General features: G+C 59.5%; 16 protein-coding genes. 8 read left to right on the forward strand and 8 right to left on the reverse strand.

What is annotated here, in order from left to right; all coding sequences use genetic code 11:
• Positions 1–31: 31 nt before the first annotated feature.
• From crcB to Q4577_RS00635, 8 genes are all read left to right on the forward strand, one after another.
• The gene (crcB, locus tag Q4577_RS00600; RefSeq protein WP_303467244.1) at positions 32–409 is read left to right on the forward strand and encodes a fluoride efflux transporter CrcB; all 378 of its coding nucleotides are present in this window, start codon (positions 32–34) and stop codon (positions 407–409) included.
• Entirely contained in the window at positions 406–1,452 is a 1,047-nt protein-coding gene (locus Q4577_RS00605; protein ID WP_303467242.1) for an RluA family pseudouridine synthase, read from the forward strand. The genes crcB and Q4577_RS00605 overlap by 4 nt, the downstream gene beginning before the upstream one ends.
• Positions 1,449–2,120 (forward strand): HAD-IA family hydrolase, encoded by a 672-nt coding sequence (locus Q4577_RS00610; RefSeq protein ID WP_303467241.1) that lies wholly within the window; start codon positions 1,449–1,451, stop codon positions 2,118–2,120. Before Q4577_RS00605 ends, Q4577_RS00610 begins: the two co-directional genes overlap by 4 nt.
• Positions 2,117–2,830, forward strand: a complete 714-nt coding sequence (locus Q4577_RS00615; RefSeq protein WP_303467240.1) for an ATP12 family chaperone protein — start codon at positions 2,117–2,119, stop codon at positions 2,828–2,830. Before Q4577_RS00610 ends, Q4577_RS00615 begins: the two co-directional genes overlap by 4 nt.
• A 192-nt stretch (positions 2,831–3,022) precedes the next feature.
• Positions 3,023–4,039, forward strand: a complete 1,017-nt coding sequence (locus Q4577_RS00620; protein ID WP_303467484.1) for an amino acid ABC transporter substrate-binding protein — start codon at positions 3,023–3,025, stop codon at positions 4,037–4,039.
• A gap of 133 nt (positions 4,040–4,172) precedes the next feature.
• Positions 4,173–5,750 carry an amino acid ABC transporter permease gene (locus Q4577_RS00625; RefSeq protein ID WP_303467239.1) on the forward strand — a complete coding sequence of 526 codons (1,578 nt, stop codon included), beginning with the start codon at positions 4,173–4,175 and terminating at the stop codon, positions 5,748–5,750.
• Positions 5,751–5,778: 28 nt separating this feature from the next.
• Positions 5,779–7,074 carry an amino acid ABC transporter permease gene (locus tag Q4577_RS00630; protein WP_303467237.1) on the forward strand — a complete coding sequence of 432 codons (1,296 nt, stop codon included), beginning with the start codon at positions 5,779–5,781 and terminating at the stop codon, positions 7,072–7,074.
• Between the two features lie 15 nt (positions 7,075–7,089).
• Positions 7,090–7,863: an amino acid ABC transporter ATP-binding protein gene (locus Q4577_RS00635; RefSeq protein WP_280520447.1), complete on the forward strand. Its 774-nt coding sequence runs from the start codon at positions 7,090–7,092 to the stop codon at positions 7,861–7,863.
• Between the two features lie 18 nt (positions 7,864–7,881).
• Here the strand turns inward: Q4577_RS00635 and Q4577_RS00640 are convergent, their stop codons facing one another.
• The 8 genes from Q4577_RS00640 to Q4577_RS00675 all read right to left on the reverse strand — a co-directional run bounded on the left by Q4577_RS00640 (position 7,882) and on the right by Q4577_RS00675 (position 15,837).
• On the reverse strand, positions 7,882–8,373 hold the full coding sequence (locus Q4577_RS00640) for a histidine phosphatase family protein (RefSeq protein WP_303467232.1): 492 nt from the start codon (positions 8,371–8,373) through the stop codon (positions 7,882–7,884).
• Positions 8,370–8,975 (reverse strand): ferredoxin, encoded by a 606-nt coding sequence (locus Q4577_RS00645; protein ID WP_303467482.1) that lies wholly within the window; start codon positions 8,973–8,975, stop codon positions 8,370–8,372. Before Q4577_RS00645 ends, Q4577_RS00640 begins: the two co-directional genes overlap by 4 nt.
• A gap of 32 nt (positions 8,976–9,007) precedes the next feature.
• Positions 9,008–9,802: a sterol desaturase family protein gene (locus Q4577_RS00650; protein WP_303467479.1), complete on the reverse strand. Its 795-nt coding sequence runs from the start codon at positions 9,800–9,802 to the stop codon at positions 9,008–9,010.
• A 36-nt stretch (positions 9,803–9,838) separates the two neighbouring features.
• Complete coding sequence (gene argB, locus Q4577_RS00655) at positions 9,839–10,711, reverse strand: acetylglutamate kinase (protein ID WP_244685736.1); 873 nt, start codon at positions 10,709–10,711, stop codon at positions 9,839–9,841.
• 226 nt (positions 10,712–10,937) lie between these two features.
• Positions 10,938–11,588, reverse strand: a complete 651-nt coding sequence (gene yihA / locus Q4577_RS00660; protein ID WP_303467228.1) for a ribosome biogenesis GTP-binding protein YihA/YsxC — start codon at positions 11,586–11,588, stop codon at positions 10,938–10,940.
• Entirely contained in the window at positions 11,588–12,331 is a 744-nt protein-coding gene (locus tag Q4577_RS00665; RefSeq protein ID WP_303467227.1) for an MOSC domain-containing protein, read from the reverse strand. Before Q4577_RS00665 ends, yihA begins: the two co-directional genes overlap by 1 nt.
• Positions 12,328–14,175 carry a membrane protein insertase YidC gene (gene yidC / locus Q4577_RS00670; RefSeq protein WP_244685742.1) on the reverse strand — a complete coding sequence of 616 codons (1,848 nt, stop codon included), beginning with the start codon at positions 14,173–14,175 and terminating at the stop codon, positions 12,328–12,330. Before yidC ends, Q4577_RS00665 begins: the two co-directional genes overlap by 4 nt.
• Positions 14,176–14,271: 96 nt before the next feature.
• Positions 14,272–15,837, reverse strand: coding sequence for a bifunctional diguanylate cyclase/phosphodiesterase (locus Q4577_RS00675; RefSeq protein ID WP_303467225.1), 1,566 nt, complete (start codon positions 15,835–15,837; stop codon positions 14,272–14,274).
• Positions 15,838–15,841: the final 4 nt, after the last annotated feature.

The raw sequence follows: 15,841 nt of genomic DNA on the forward strand, positions 1-15,841 counted from the left end.
CAATACCGCCCCCCCGCGCGACAGACGCGCCATGACAACAACGCTTATGCAGGTGGCCCTTGGCGGCGCTTTCGGTGCCAGCGCCCGGTATCTGACCGGTTTGGCCGTGGTGCGTCTGATGGGACATGGATTTCCCTGGGGCACCTTTGCGGTCAATGTGCTTGGGTCGTTTTTGATGGGGGTGTTGGTGGTGGTGCTGTCGCAGTATCATGCCACCCGGTTTGCGCCGCTGGTGATCACCGGGTTTCTTGGTGGGTTCACGACGTTTTCGGCGTTCTCGCTGGATACGGTGGCATTGTTTGAACGCGGTCAGATGACCGCAGCGGCGTTTTATGTTCTGGCGTCTGTTGGATTGGCGATTGCGGCATTGTTTGCCGGGATGATGGCCGCAAAGGGGTATTTCGCATGAGTGGTGTTCAACGTCAGATAGTCGGTGACGGGGATGGTGGCCAACGGATTGACCGATGGCTGCGGCGGATGTTTCCGCATCTGTCACAGGGCCGGATCGAAAAGATGTGCCGCAAGGGTGAGCTGCGTCTTGACGGGGCGCGGGTCAAATCCTCGGCCCGGGTCGAAGCGGGCCAGGAGGTGCGCATTCCGCCGATCCCGGACGAAGAGCTGAACCGCCCGGCGCCACGCGCCACCGATATTTCCCAGGCAGATGCCCGGATGATCCGCGATTGTGTGATCTGGAAAGATGACCACATCATCGTGTTGAACAAACCCGCAGGCCTGCCAACGCAGGGTGGCAGCAAACAGACCCGCCATGTCGACGGCATGTCCGAGGCGCTGACCTTTGGGTATGAAGAAAAACCACGTCTGGTGCACCGGCTCGACAAGGACACCTCTGGCGTGCTGCTTCTGGCCCGCACGCGTGAGATGGCCAGCGCCCTGACCGCAGCAATCCGCCACCGCGAAACCCGCAAGATCTACTGGGCTGTGGTGGCCGGTGTGCCGACGCCCTATCTGGGTGAGATCAAATATGGTTTGGTCAAGGCGGGCGGTCATGGCCGCAACGGCGAAGGCGAAAAGATGGTTGCCGTCCACCCGCGTGAGGTCGACAGCACCCCCGGCGCGAAACGCGCCATCACCCAATATGCCACGCTCTATCGCGTGGCGGGGCGGGCGTCCTGGGTGGCGATGGAACCGATCACCGGCCGCACGCACCAGCTGCGTGCCCATATGGCCGAGATCGGTCACCCGATTATCGGCGACGGTAAATATGGCGGCTCTGGTCAGGAAAATCAGGGCGACGGCTGGGGGGCGAAGCTGGGCGGAATCATCTCGAACAAGCTGCACCTGCATGCCCGCACCATGCGGTTCGAACACCCTGTCACCCGCAAGATGGTCGATATCTCCGCGCCGCTGCCGGAACATATCAAACATACCTTCGACACCTTCGGCTGGACCGAAGATCTGGCGGCCGATGACCCGTTCGAGGCCCTGCAATGAGCGATCTGCGACTGGTGATTTTCGATGTCGACGGCACGTTGGTCGACAGCCAGGCTGATATTCTGGCGGCGATGCAGGCGGGGTTTTCCGCTGTTGGCCGCCGGGTGCCGCCACGCGACATGGTGCTTTCGATTGTCGGCCTGTCGCTGGATGTCGCAATCGCGCGGCTGGCGCCGGACGCAAGCGATGCCGATGTGGCGGCGATGGTTGCGGCCTACAAGACCGCTTATGTGGCGCAACAGGCCTCTGATGCGGCGGCACCGCTGTATCCTGGCGTGCAACAGGTGCTCGACAAGATCGGCCAGCAGGAAAACTGGCTTTTGGGGGTGGCGACCGGCAAATCCCGTCGCGGACTGACCGCAGTTTTGACCACGCATGGCCTGGGCAATGTCTTTGTGACCGAACAAGTGTCGGATTTTCATCCGTCAAAACCACATCCCGCCATGTTGCAGGCGGCGCTGGACGAAACCGGCGTCGCGGCGGCGGATGCGGTGATGGTGGGCGATACAAGTTATGACATGGACATGGCCAAGGCGGCCGGGATCACCGGCATCGGCGTCAGCTGGGGCTATCATCCGCGCAGCGCGCTGAAATCAGCGGACCTGATCTTGGATGACATGGCCGAACTGCCCGCAGTCCTTGCGCAGAAATGGGGGGCAAATGGATGAGCGACTGGAAGGCCAAGCGTTTCTGGAAAACCACTGAGGTGACCGAGGCCGCCGGCGGATTCGGCGTTTCGCTGGATGGTCGCCCGGTCAAAACCCCGGCCAAGGCGGCATTGCTTTTGCCAACGCAAGGTTTCGCAGAAGCCGTGCAGGCAGAGTGGGACGCCGTGGAAGAGGTGATCAACCCGCGCGTCATGCCCTTTACCCGCACCGCGAATGCCGCCATCGACAAGGTGCGCATGCAGCATGCGGAAGTCGCTGAAATGATTTCAGAATATGGCGGCACCGACCTTCTGTGCTATCGCGCCGATTCGCCCGAAGAGCTGCGCGCGCGTCAGAACGCGGCCTGGGATCCTCTGCTGGCCTGGGCAGAAACGCATTATGGCGCCAAGCTGTCTGTGACCAGCGGCGTGATGCACATGGCCCAGCCCGAGGCTGCGCTGGCGCCGCTGCGGGCGGCGGTGCACCGCACGACCCCCTACCAGCTGGCCGCGCTGCATGACCTTGTGTCGCTTTCGGGGTCTTTGGTGATCGGTCTGGCGGCAAGTGAAAATTACCAACCTGCTGAGTCGCTTTGGGACATTTCCCGCGTCGACGAGAGCTGGCAGGAAGAGCAATGGGGCGAAGACGAAGAGGCAACTGCCTTGGCTGCGCTCAAACGTGCCGCCTTTTTGCACGCAGCCCGTGTCTGGTGCCTAAGTACTGCACTTTGACCTCGGGTCAATTGGGTGAATTCGCCTGAATATCGGGCAAATAGATCCCAGGCGGGCTTGACGTTTCTGCGGAAAATCGCCCAAACTTGCAATTGTTGGGGGGCTGTGGCCTCCTTGCAACACCAATTCGACCTTTGGGGTCGATCAGACCGTTTTTGCATGAAACGGCAAAAAAAACAGGAAGAGGTAATGATGAACAAATCCGTATTTCTTGGCGCGTTGACCGTGGCCGGCTTGGCTGCTGGTGCAGCTGCTGCAGGTACGATTGACGACGTAAAGGCACGCGGCAAGTTGAACTGTGGTGTGACCACAGGTCTTGTCGGCTTTGCTGCGCCGGATGCAAACGGGAATTGGGATGGCTTTGACGTTGGTGTGTGCCGTGCCGTGGCTGCTGCCGTTCTGGGCGACCCGACTGCTGTCGAATTCGTTCCGACCACCGGTAAAACCCGCTTTACCGCGCTTGCGTCCGGCGAAATCGACCTGCTGGCGCGTAACACAACCTGGACCTTCTCGCGCGATGTTGACCTGAAGTTCGAATTCGTCGGCATCAACTACTATGATGGTCAGGGCTTCATGGTTCCCAAGGATCTGGGCGTCAGCTCGGCCAAGGAACTGGACGGCGCAACCGTTTGTATTCAGACCGGCACCACAACCGAGCTGAACCTTGCGGACTTCTTCCGCAAAAACAACATCAGCTACGAGCCGGTTCCGATTGAAACCAATGCCGAAGCACAGCCGCTGTACCTGGAAGGGGCCTGCGACGTTTACACCACCGATGCTTCGGGTCTGGCCGCGACGCGCGCTGCATTCGAAAATCCTGGTGACCACGTTGTTCTGCCGGAAATCATTTCCAAAGAGCCGCTTGGCCCGCTTGTGCGCCATGGCGACAACGACTGGGCAGACGTGAGCCGCTGGGTTCTGAACGCATTGATCGCGGCAGAAGAGCTGGGTGTGACATCGGCCAATATCGACGAGCTGATGGCCGGCACCGACAACCCGGAAATCAACCGCCTGCTGGGCACCGAGGGCAACCTGGGTGAAATGCTGGGTCTGGAAGCAGACTGGGCGGCCAATGCCATCAAGGTTGGCGGCAACTATGGCGAGCTGTTCGAGAAGAACATCGGCGAAAACACCCCGATCGGTCTGTCGCGTGGCCTGAACGCGCAGTGGACTGACGGCGGCCTGCTGTATTCGCCCCCGTTCCGCTAAGACGACTTTGACAAGGGCGCGAAGATTTCCGCGCCCTTGTCGCATCACGGCACAACAATAAACCTCGCCACCGGCACCAGAGCGGGCAAACCGCCAGCCGTATCCAGGCGCGAAACCTTCAGGGATCAATTATATGTCGTCTCTCTCCGACCCTCCGGCGGAGTCGTTCCGGCTTTCTCAGCTGATAAACGACACGCGTTACCGGTCCATCACCTTTCAATTCATAGCGCTGATCTTGCTGATCGTGGCCATGGCCTATCTGGGTCTGAACCTGGTTCAGAACCTGACAGCGGCCGGGCTCAATATTTCCTATGGATTCCTGGGCGAACCTTCGGGCTATGACATCAACCAGACGTTGGTGGAATATACCAGCCAGTCGACACATTGGCGCGCAGCGGTCGTCGGGGTGCTGAACACGCTTTTGGTGGCGGTTCTGGGCTGTATCATGGCCACGATTATCGGTGTGTTTGTCGGGGTTTTGCGGTTGTCGAACAACTGGCTCGTGCGCAAGCTGATGTCGATCTATGTCGAAATCTTCCGCAATGTGCCGGTGCTGATCTGGATCCTGATCATCTTTTTCGTGATGACCGCCAGCATGCCCGGCCCGCGCAGTTTTCGCGGTGAAGATGCCAGTGCCTCGATGGTGCTGGACAGCATCGCTTTCACCAGCCAGGGGGTGTTCACCCCCGGTGTTGTGGGTGGTTTCGGGGCGGGATTGCTGCTTTTGGTGGTGATTGCGTCGATCATTGGCGTTGTGGCCTATGGCCGTCACGTCAAGAAAAAACTGTTTGACGAGGGCAAGGTGCTGCCGGGTTGGCCGCGTTTTGTCATTCTGTTTGCGCCTGCGCTTTTGGTGTATGCGGCGATCTCGGTAACTGTCGGCGCCAGCAAGCATAACCTAGTGGTGGCCACGGATCTGGTGCAACCGGGTGTCAGCCTCAGCGCGTTTTCCGATGCGGCGATCGAGGGCAAGTTCCGCCCGGTCTATTGTCTTGTCGAAGGCGCGACCGAGTCTGCGACGGCCAAAGCCGCCTGGTTGAACACCAGCGCGATGGACATGCGCAACCCCGGCGGTCTGAAGATGAAGACCGAATATTTCGCCAGCCAGGACGCCGCCAAGGCCGGTTTCGACGCGGGCGAATGCAATATGATCTCCTTGCCCGCTGGCGATGCAACTGCGGCTGCGGCGGCATCGGACACACCGGCGGTGGCCCTGTCGGATCAGATCCGCAATGGCGCGCCGTTGGCGCTGGACCAGACCTACCTTGGCAATTTCCGCTTCACGGATGGGATCACGGTACGGGGGTCGTTGATCGCGCTTTGGTTTGCGCTGTCGATCTATACCGCTGCCTTTATTGCCGAAAACGTCCGCGCGGGTATCCTCGCGGTCAGCAAGGGCCAAACCGAAGCGGCGGCGTCGCTGGGACTTCGGCCGGGACGGATCATGAACCTTGTGGTTCTGCCCCAGGCGCTGCGGGTGATCATTCCGCCGCTGATTTCGCAATACCTCAACCTGACCAAGAACTCTTCGCTGGCCATCGCTGTCGGCTACATGGATCTGACTGGGACATTGGGTGGGATTACCTTGAACCAGACGGGCCGCGCGATCGAATGCGTGCTTTTGTTGATGTTGTTTTATCTGACGATCTCGCTCGCCATCTCGGCGCTGATGAACGTCTATAACAACGCCGTCAAACTGAAGGAGCGCTGATCATGGCCGGTTCAAAGGAGTGCACATCATGAGTGATACACATGCACAGACTGTCGCCTATGTCCGCGACACCATGCTACCGCAACAGACACCTCCGGCGTCGCAAACCGGCGTTGTTCACTGGATGCGCGAAAACCTGTTCAAGGGTTGGTTCAACACCATTCTGACCCTCCTCGCGATGTTGGTGATTTACCGTTTGTTGTCCGGGGCGTTGCCCTGGTTCCTGGGCGGGATCTGGACCACGGATTCGCTAGCGGAATGCCGCGACATCCTGCAAGGCGCGACGGGGGGCTGTTTTTCGGTCCTGACAGAGCGTTGGAACCAGCTTCTGTTTGGTTTCAAATATCCGCCTGACCAATATTGGCGGCTGATCCTGGCCTTTGTCCTGCTGGGCGGGGCGGCTGCGCCGGTGTTGTTCAACCACTTGCCGCGCAAGATGCTGTACATCACCATGCTTTACCCCTTTGTCGCCTTTTGGCTGATCTGGGGCGGCACCATCATCGCACCGTTGATGGCGCTGGCGGGATTTGTTGCGGGCTACATGGCCTTCAAGAAGGTTGAATACCAAAGCTTTGCCATGGGGGCGCTGGCCTTTGTGGTGGCGGCAGCGGTGGCCTGGTTCATCGGCGGTTTTATCGCCAATGCGGCCGGGGGCTTTTTGGCGCTGGAACCGGTGGCGTCACGCGACATGGGGGGCTTCATGCTCAACATGATCCTTGGCGTGGTCTGCGTGTCCTTGTCCCTGCCGATCGGGATCGTGCTGGCGCTGGGGCGACAGTCGGACATGCCAATCATCAAATGGATCTGCGTGCTGTTCATCGAGTTCATTCGCGGTGTGCCGCTGATCACCTTGTTGTTCGTCGCAAACGTGGTGTTGGCGTATTTCCTGCCGCCGGGCACCTCTTTTGACCTGATCATCCGCGTCATCATCATGATCACCGCGTTTTCTTCGGCTTATATCGCCGAGGTGATCCGTGGCGGATTGGCGGCCTTGCCGCGTGGCCAGTACGAGGCGGCGGATTCTCTGGGGCTGGATTATGCCCAGGCGACCCGATTGATCATCATGCCGCAGGCATTGAAAATCTCGATCCCCGGTATCGTCAACGTGGCGGTGGGCCTGTTCAAGGATACCACCCTGGTGTCGGTCATTTCGATGTTCGACCTGGTCGGCATGATCCGGGGTCCGATCCTTGCCTCAACTGAATGGAACGGCGTCTATTGGGAACTGTGGGGCTTTGCGGTCTTCCTGTTCTTCATCGTCTGCTATTCAATTTCGCAATATTCCCAATGGTTGGAGCGTCAGCTTCAGACCGACCATCATTAACAGGAGGGTTTGGATATGGCTGAAGCTGCACAACCTCAAATGCAAGTCTCTGATGAAGTCGCGATTCAGATTGAAAAGATGAACAAATGGTACGGGACGTTCCATGTTCTGCGTGACATTGACCTGACGGTCTATCGCGGGGAACGGATCGTGATCGCCGGGCCGTCCGGTTCGGGCAAATCGACCCTGATCCGCTGTATCAACGCGTTGGAAGAGCATCAAAAAGGCTCGATCACCGTGGATGGCACCCATCTGTCTTCGGATCTGAAAAACATTGACAAGATCCGGTCAGAAGTGGGCATGTGCTTCCAGCACTTCAATCTGTTCCCGCATCTGACGATCCTGGAAAACTGTACCCTGGCGCCGATCTGGGTGCGCAAGACGCCCAAGAAAGAAGCCGAAGAAAATGCCATGCATTTTCTGGAAAAGGTGAAGATCCCGGATCAGGCCAACAAATACCCCGGCCAGCTTTCGGGCGGTCAGCAACAGCGGGTGGCCATTGCCCGGTCGCTGTGTATGCGTCCGCGCATCATGTTGTTCGATGAACCGACCTCGGCGCTTGATCCGGAAATGATCAAAGAGGTGCTCGATACCATGGTTGAACTGGCCGAAGAGGGCATGACCATGCTCTGTGTGACCCACGAAATGGGCTTTGCCCGTCAGGTGGCAAACCGGGTGATTTTCATGGATGCCGGCCAGATCGTTGAACAGAACGAGCCGGAAGAGTTCTTTAACAATCCGCAGAACGAGCGGACCAAACTGTTCCTGAGCCAGATTCTGGGGCATTAATCCCGGTTTGGGGGCTGATTAAGTCAGCTCCCTTGGGATCACGAAATCAATATGGGCGGCGGTGGTGAATTCCACCTCCGCCCATTTTTCTTGTGGGAACTCCGCCACCAGGGTGGCACAGGTCGGATAATCCGCGAACCTGGGGTGCGTCGGGCGGGTGACCAGAATGCGATCGGCAAACACCCCAATTCCCGGATTATGGCCAATCATCAGCACAGATTGCCCGGCGGTCTGGCGCAATTCCATCAGCATCGTCATGGGGTCGGCGTGGTATAGCCGGGGGGTAAATCGGACCGGGCAATCCAGCGCCAGCCCGGCCATGGTGGCCCGGGTGCGGGCTGAATCGGAGGATAGGGCCGTATCCGGCAGATAGGATTTCTGGCGCAGCCAATTGCCAAGCGCCCTGGCCGATTTGTCGCCGCGCGCATTCAAGGGCCGGGCATGATCATCCAGCGCCGGAATGTCCCAGCTGGATTTGGCATGGCGCATCAGGATCAATCGCAGGGTCATTTTGGATGAAAGCTCCGCATGTGAAAGGCGGATTGCGGCTCCGCCCGGTTATAGGCCTCAGACACCGGGCAGGCGCGCCGCACGGCGCAGCCGCGTGTCATACAGGACTGTCCCGCATCGGTGTCGAGATAGGATTTACAGCGCGGCACGTCGTATTGGCTGGCCTCATTCAGCGCGGCGACCGGACAGGCGGTCAAACAGGGCTTTTCCACGCAGGTGTCACAGGGGCAGGGGGGTGATTTGGGCGGGACCAGATGGGTGTTCAGTGCCAGCGCACCGCGAAACGAGACCATCAAGCCCGCCCAGTCATGTACCAAAATCCCGGTTGGTGAATTCCAGACCCGGCCGGTGGCCTTGGCCCAAGCGATGAAGGGGGCATAGGGCGGCCCATCCGACGGAAACAAGGCCTTTGCGCCCAGCTCCGCGGCCCATGCACCCAGCACCCTTTTGGACCATCTGTCGAGCGGATCTGGCGCGCCGTCCCGCATTTCCGGACTGGCCGCAAAGACCGGCCAGAACGCCGGTTCGGCGGGGCCAATCATCAACAAAGTGCGGCACCCCTCTGGCGCGCTATCGCCGGGGGTAGGGTGAAACCCACCCATGATGCGCAGATGCCGGGCCTCTGCCTCGGCGGCTAGCGTTTCATAAAGGGCAACCAAAGGCTCCACCCCAGTTTGGTTGGGCGCGCGTCCTGCCATTGCAGGCCGATGGTCATGGCATCATGCCCGGCCTCGGGTTGCGCGCGATAGGTGCGAAACAGATGATCCCAGATCGACAGGGCAAAGCCGTAATTGCTGTCATGTTCATGCCGATGGATCGAGTGGTGGACGCGGTGCATGTCTGGCGTGACCAAGACCCGGCGCAACACCGCATCCAACGGTAGCGGCAAGCGAATGTTGGCATGATTGAACATTGCCGTGCCGTTCAACAGGATCTCGAACACAATTACGGCAATGGCCGAAGGCCCCAACAGGTAGACCAAACCGATCTTCAACCCCATGGAGAGCGCGATTTCCACCGGATGGAACCGGATCGCGGTGGTAACGTCGAGGTCAGTGTCAGCATGGTGCACACGGTGCAGACGCCACAGCACTGGCACCTTGTGCGTGATCAGATGTTGCAGCCAAATGGCGAAATCCAGCGCCAGAATGGCCAGCAGAAACTCAATCCAGATCGGCCAGCCGAGCCTGTTGAGCAGGCCCCATCCCTGGGCCGAGGCATCCACGGCGGCCCCCACCGCCAACAGTGGCAAACCAATTGCCATCGCCCGCAGCAAAACGCTGTTGGCCAATGTCATGCCCCAATTGGTCAGCCAGCGCCGGGCACGCGGGTTTCGTCGTGCGCGGCGCGGGGCCAGAACCTCCAGCGCGGCAAACAGCAGAAAGAGCCCGGCAAAGATGCCGAGCCGCAGGGTCGTTTCATGTTCCATAGCGGTCGACATACCCGATACGCCACGGGCGGCAAATCACGTCTTGGGCACTTCGCGGATCAGCGAGCCGGCACCATGTTCGGTAAACAACTCCAGCAAACAGGCATTGGGGGCACGTCCGTCCAGAATCACCACCGCGCGCACGCCGCGATCAATGGCGTCCAGCGCTGTTTCGGTCTTTGGAATCATGCCTCCGGCAATGACCCCATCCTGGGTCATCTGACGGATCTGGGCGGCGGTCAGTTCGGTGACGACCTCGCCCGCGTCATTTTTGACACCGGCCACGTCAGTGAGCAGCAGCAGGCGATCCGCCTTGAGCGCGCCGGCAATTGCACCCGCTGCGGTGTCGCCGTTGATATTGAATGTCTCGCCCGCGCGGCCCGTGCCGAGCGGCGCAATCACCGGAATGGTGTTCGAGCGGAACATGTCATGCAGGACCGCGGTGTTCATTTGAACCGGCGTGCCCACGAAACCGAGATCTGGATTGGTCTGTTCGCAGACAATCAAATTGGCGTCCTTGCCCGAAAGGCCCACTGCCTTGCCGCCCTGGGAATTGATTGCCTGGACCAGACGTTTGTTGACCAGACCGGACAGCACCATTTCGACCACGTCCACAGTGGCCTTGTCGGTGACGCGTTTGCCGTTCACGAAACTGGATTCGATGCCCAGTTTGTCCAGCATCGCGTTGATCATCGGCCCGCCGCCATGCACCACCACCGGGTTGACCCCGACCTGCTGCATCAGGACGACGTCGCGGGCGAATTCCTCCATCGCTTCGTCGCTGCCCATGGCGTGACCGCCCAGCTTGATGACAACAATCGCATCAGAGTAGCGCTGCATATAGGGCAGGGCCTGGCTCAACGTGCGGGCGGTGGCGATCCAATCGCGGTTCATGTCCTGTTTTTTCATCCTTCGTCCCTTATGGAGCGCTGTTATCCCAAGCTGTGGGCATTGGTGCAAGGGGATTGGTTTGCCCAACAGGGGTGATTGTGCGTCTTGCCCGTCGCGCGCGGATCGACGGCGGACAATTTGGGGGCTGTCACCCGCGGCAGGCAGCATAGATGCCGGATTTGGAAGAAGGGGGGCCAGCCCCCCTGACCCCCCGGGATATTTTAAGTCAGATGAAAGCGGGCGTTCAGATCAGACCCGCGATCACCGATCGCAGGGTTTCGATGCCGTCCCCCTTTTCCGATGAGGTCACGATGATTTCGGGAAAGGCGGCGGGATGGTTGGCCAGTTTGCTTCGCACCTGATCCAGCACTTTGTCGCGTTCTGCGGCTTTGACCTTGTCGGTTTTGGTCAGCACGGCCTGGAAGGTGACGGCGCTTTTGTCGAGTAGGGTCAAGATTTCTTCGTCCACCTTTTTGATGCCGTGGCGGGCATCAATCAGCACGAAGGCGCGGCGCAGGGATTGGCGGCCGGAGAGATATTGTTTCAACAGACGTTGCCATTTTTCCACCACCGGCAGCGGCGCATTGGCATAGCCATAGCCGGGCAGGTCGACGAGATAGTGGCTGTTGCCAAGCGTAAAAAAGTTGATTTCCTGGGTGCGCCCCGGCGTGTTTGATGCGCGCGCCAGCCCCTTGCGACCGGTCAAGGCGTTGATCAACGAAGACTTTCCGACGTTGGAACGCCCGGCAAAACAGATCTCGATCAGGTCATCGGGCGGCAGGCCGGACATGGCGACCACGCCTTTGACAAAGTCTTTTTCGCCGGCGAACAATTTGCGCCCGGTTTCGCGGGCGAAATCGTCTGGTTCGGCGACAATGGGAAAGGGCAGTTTCATCAAGCGAGTCCGATCTTGTCATTCAAGGCAATGTCACCGCTGTGCACCACCTCTGCCAGCACGCTGAAATCCCGGTGACCCCAGGTATCCAGCGTGGCCAGCATGTCTATGTCACGTGCGCCGGTGTCGGGATTGGCATGGGTGGCCAGACATCGGGTTGTACGTTCGCGCGGGATCACGACGGCGGTGCCAATGCGCACCTCGCGGTCAATCCAGTCAAATTCCTGCCATTCCGCCAAACCGTCAAACCAAAGGTTGCCGCGCCACCGATGGATCGACAGATCGCTGCCGACACGATCACAGACCGCCCGGTGCGAGGCCATGTTGCATAACGACACCGAGGGATAGTCGCTGTCGGTCATGCCGCGCGAGTGTGCCTGCACGACACGAGCCGAGGCGGCGCGCCCCTCTGGGATCAAAGGTTTGGACCAAGCAATCAGTTCCGCACCTTCGCTATCTGGTGAAAATGCCAGTTGGCCCAGGTCAGGGTGGCGCAGCGTGACTTTTCTTTGGGTTTCGTCAAGTTCCGCGGTAATTGCCTGAAGCCCCGGCGCCTTGGCCCCACGCGAAAAGTTGCGGCAGGCGGCCCATTGCGTTCCATCTGCGTCGCTGGCGTCATGCGCCACGGCCCAGACCCGGTCCCAAGGCATGGTTTGCCCTGCCGTCAAAGTGACTTGAGCCACGGCCTCTCGGCCATGGCTCTTGATCGGGTGACGCAGGATCTGTGTCACATATCCTGTCATTTTCCGGTTTTTTCCTCGGCCTTTTTGCCAGACTTGGAGCGCCGGAACGTGCTTTTGATATTTTCAAACAAGTCCGGTTTGTAGCCGTGGCTGCGCATGATCAGATATTGCTGGCTGAAGGTGATGGTGTTGTTGGCAATCCAATACACCACAAGACCCGATGCAAAGCTGCCCAACATGAACATGAACACCCATGGCATCCAGGCAAAGATCATCTGTTGCGTCGGATCGGTGGGGGCCGGGTTCAGCTTTTGTTGCAGCCACATGGAAATCCCAAGCAGCAGCGGCAGAATGCCGATAAAGACCAGGGCAAGGATGGATCCGGGTTCCGGGTTGCCCCAAGGCAGGAGGCCCCAAAGGTTGTAAAGCGACGATGGGTCGGGGGCGGACAGATCCTTGATCCAGCCGATGAATGGCGCGTGGCGCAATTCCAGCGTGACGAAAATCACCTTGTAGAGCGAAAAGAAAATCGGGATCTGCAACAGGATCGGCAGACAGCCGGCGGCCGGATTGACCTTTTCCTTCTTGTAGAGCGCCATGGTTTCTTGCTGAAGCTTCTGGCGATCGTCGCCTGCGCGTTCCTTGATCTTCTGCATTTCCGGCTGAAGCTCGCGCATCTTGGCCATCGACGCATAAGATTTATATGCGAGCGGGAACAACAGCGCCTTGATCAGGAAGGTCAGGCCAATAATCGCCCAGCCCATGTTGCCAATCACACCGTTTAGCCAATGCAGGACGGCAAAGATTGGTTTGGTCAGGAAGAAGAACCAGCCCCAGTCAATCGAATCGATAAAGCCTTGGACGCCATCGGCCTGATATTCGCGGATGGTTTCCCATTCCTTGGCACCGGCGAAAAGCTGGGTCGTAGCCGAAATTTCGGCCCCGGATGCGAGGGTCTGGGTCGGCAGCACAGTTTCGGTTTGATAGATGTCGCGGCGTGCGTCGTATTTTGCGGCCGCTTTGAATGCGCTGCCCGGCGCGGGGGCCAGCGTGGTCATCCAATAGTGGTCGGCAAAGCCGATCCAGCCATTTTCGCTGACCTGCATGACTTCGGCCTGGGCACCTTCGGACGGCAGCACGTCAAAATCGGTCATGTCGTCATAGCTGATTTCGCTAAGCTCGCCATCGGCCATGCCCACAACCCCTTCGTGCAACACGAAGAAGTTTTTCAGATCCGCAGGCTCGCCGTGACGCGCGAGGATACCATAGGGCGCCATCGAGACCGTGCCGGAGCCGGAATTTGCCACCTTCTGGGTGATGGTGAACATATAATCCTGATCCACAGCGATTTCGCGCGTGAACATGAGACCCTTGCCGTTGTCCCATGTCAGGGTCACGGGGGTGTCTTCGCTCAGGGTTCTGCCGGTATCAACCTGCCATTCCGTGTTCGGACCGGGCACGTCGCCGCTGTTCAGGCCCTGACCGGGGGCCCAGCCGTACAGCGCATAATAGGCACCGGGTTGCCCCACGGGTTTGAGCAGGCTGACGATGGGTGCACCTTCGTCCAGCGTTTCGCGGTAATCCTTGAGCGCCAGCGTGTCGATACGTCCGCCGAGGGCCGAAATGCTGCCTGACAGGCGCGCGGTTTCGATCATGATGCGCGGTGCATCTGTCGCCGTATCCGCGGTGGTGTCTTCGGTCACCGGGGTTGTGCCTGGGGCTGCGCTCGGGGTTTCTGCCACGCCGTCAACAGATGGGGCGCCTGCGCCGCCATCGATCTCGGTTTGGACCGTTGCCGGTTCCGTCACCTCGGCTTCGGGTGGAGGAAACAACACGAACCAGATCAGGATCACGATAAAGCTGAGCCCGGTTGCGAGAATGAGATTCTTGTTCTGATCGTCCATGAGGGACCGCCACCTGTCCTTTGTGTATCAGGCCGGGTTCAACAGTTGCGGGGGGCAAAGGTCAAGGGCAGAGTGTCGTTTTCACACGGAATGCGACTATTCGTGGCGACGCTGGGCCTTGTCCGGCACCGGAGAGATCCGCGGTGGGCGGGCAATTCGGCTGTTGTGATCAGCAATCCAGTCGCGCAGTTTTTCGACCGGCATTGGCATGGCAATGCCGTAGCCCTGCACATGACGGCAGCCCAATTGCGACAAAAGCGCGTTTTCGCCCACGGTTTCGACCCCCTCGGCCAGGGTATCGAGGCCCAGTTTGTCCGCCATGGTCAGGATGGTCGTGATCATGCGTTGCTGATCCGGGTCCGAGTCGCATTTGACGACAAAAGATCGATCTATTTTCAACCGATCAATGGCGAATCGGCGCAACGAGGTGATCGAGGCATGGCCGGTGCCAAAGTCATCGAGATCAATATCGCAGCCCAAAGCCGCCAGATCGGCGATGTTACGGGTAATGATGTCGTCCGGCGCGCCCGCCACCACATGTTCCAGGATTTCCACGCAGAGGCGTTCCGGCGCGAGGTCAAAACGATCCAGCTCCCACCGTATCCGTTCCACCAGCCGGGGATTGCGCAGCTCATCTTCGGTGAAATTGACACCAACGCTTGGGATCACGATGCCGTCCCTATCCAGATCTCTGAGCATTGTCAGTGCGTTGTACAACATGACCTCGCCCAGCCTTTCCAACAACCCGGCACTGTCCAGGGTCGGCAGGAAATCCGCAGGCGGGATCAAGCCCCGGACCGGGTGCAGCCACCGCGCCAGCGCCTCGACCCCGGTGATTTTGCCGGTTTCCGTAGAAATCTGCGGTTGGAACCAGGCGTGAATCTGGCCGTCATCCAGGGCTTTGGCTGCTTCATCAATCAAAGCAACCCGCTGATTGCGGTTGCGTTGAAGATCGGGGGAAAAGGCGCGGATTGCGCCCGGTCCATGGCGGCGGGCCTCATCCAGGGCGGCGGCGGTCGCGCCAATCAGCTCTTCCGATCCACCAGCGGGCGCGCGGGCGGCAAGACAGAAGCCGATGCAAGCAGAGGCATAAACCGGGGCGTTGTCGATTCGGATCGGGTCTTCAAACTCGGCCTGCAAACGTGCGGCCATCTGCACCGTGGTTTCCAGATCAATGCGCCGCACCGGTGCCAGCAACACGCCAATCCGCCAGTCGCCAAGGCGTACAAAGTTGTCCGGGCCACGCATCGACGTGCGAAGCCGGTTGGCCAATGTATCCATCACCCGATCACAGGCGGCACCGCCGAATCGCTCAACCAGATCCGCGGAATCGTCCACTTCTATCATGAAGAATGCTGTGGTGCGCCCAGAGGCCTTGCAGTCCGCGAGCACAGCGTTTGCGCGCGCTTCAAAACCTTCTTTCAGCTCCAATCCGGTGATTTCATCGCGCATTGCCGGGGAAGGGCGTCCCGCGCCGGACACGAGAATCAGCAGCCAAACCAGCGGCACACCGATTGCCGTCACCGCCAGCACCAATTCGCCGCCAAGCCAGAACCCGCCAAGAGCCAAAACAGGAAATAATGCGGGAACAAAGGGACTTGCCGTAAGATCACGCAGGATCCGCCGCGGGGTACGAGACATGGACGATATGGATACCGGCATGAGA

It is taken from the genome of Marinovum sp. 2_MG-2023 (assembly GCF_030548265.1).
GTDB lineage: Bacteria > Pseudomonadota > Alphaproteobacteria > Rhodobacterales > Rhodobacteraceae > Marinovum.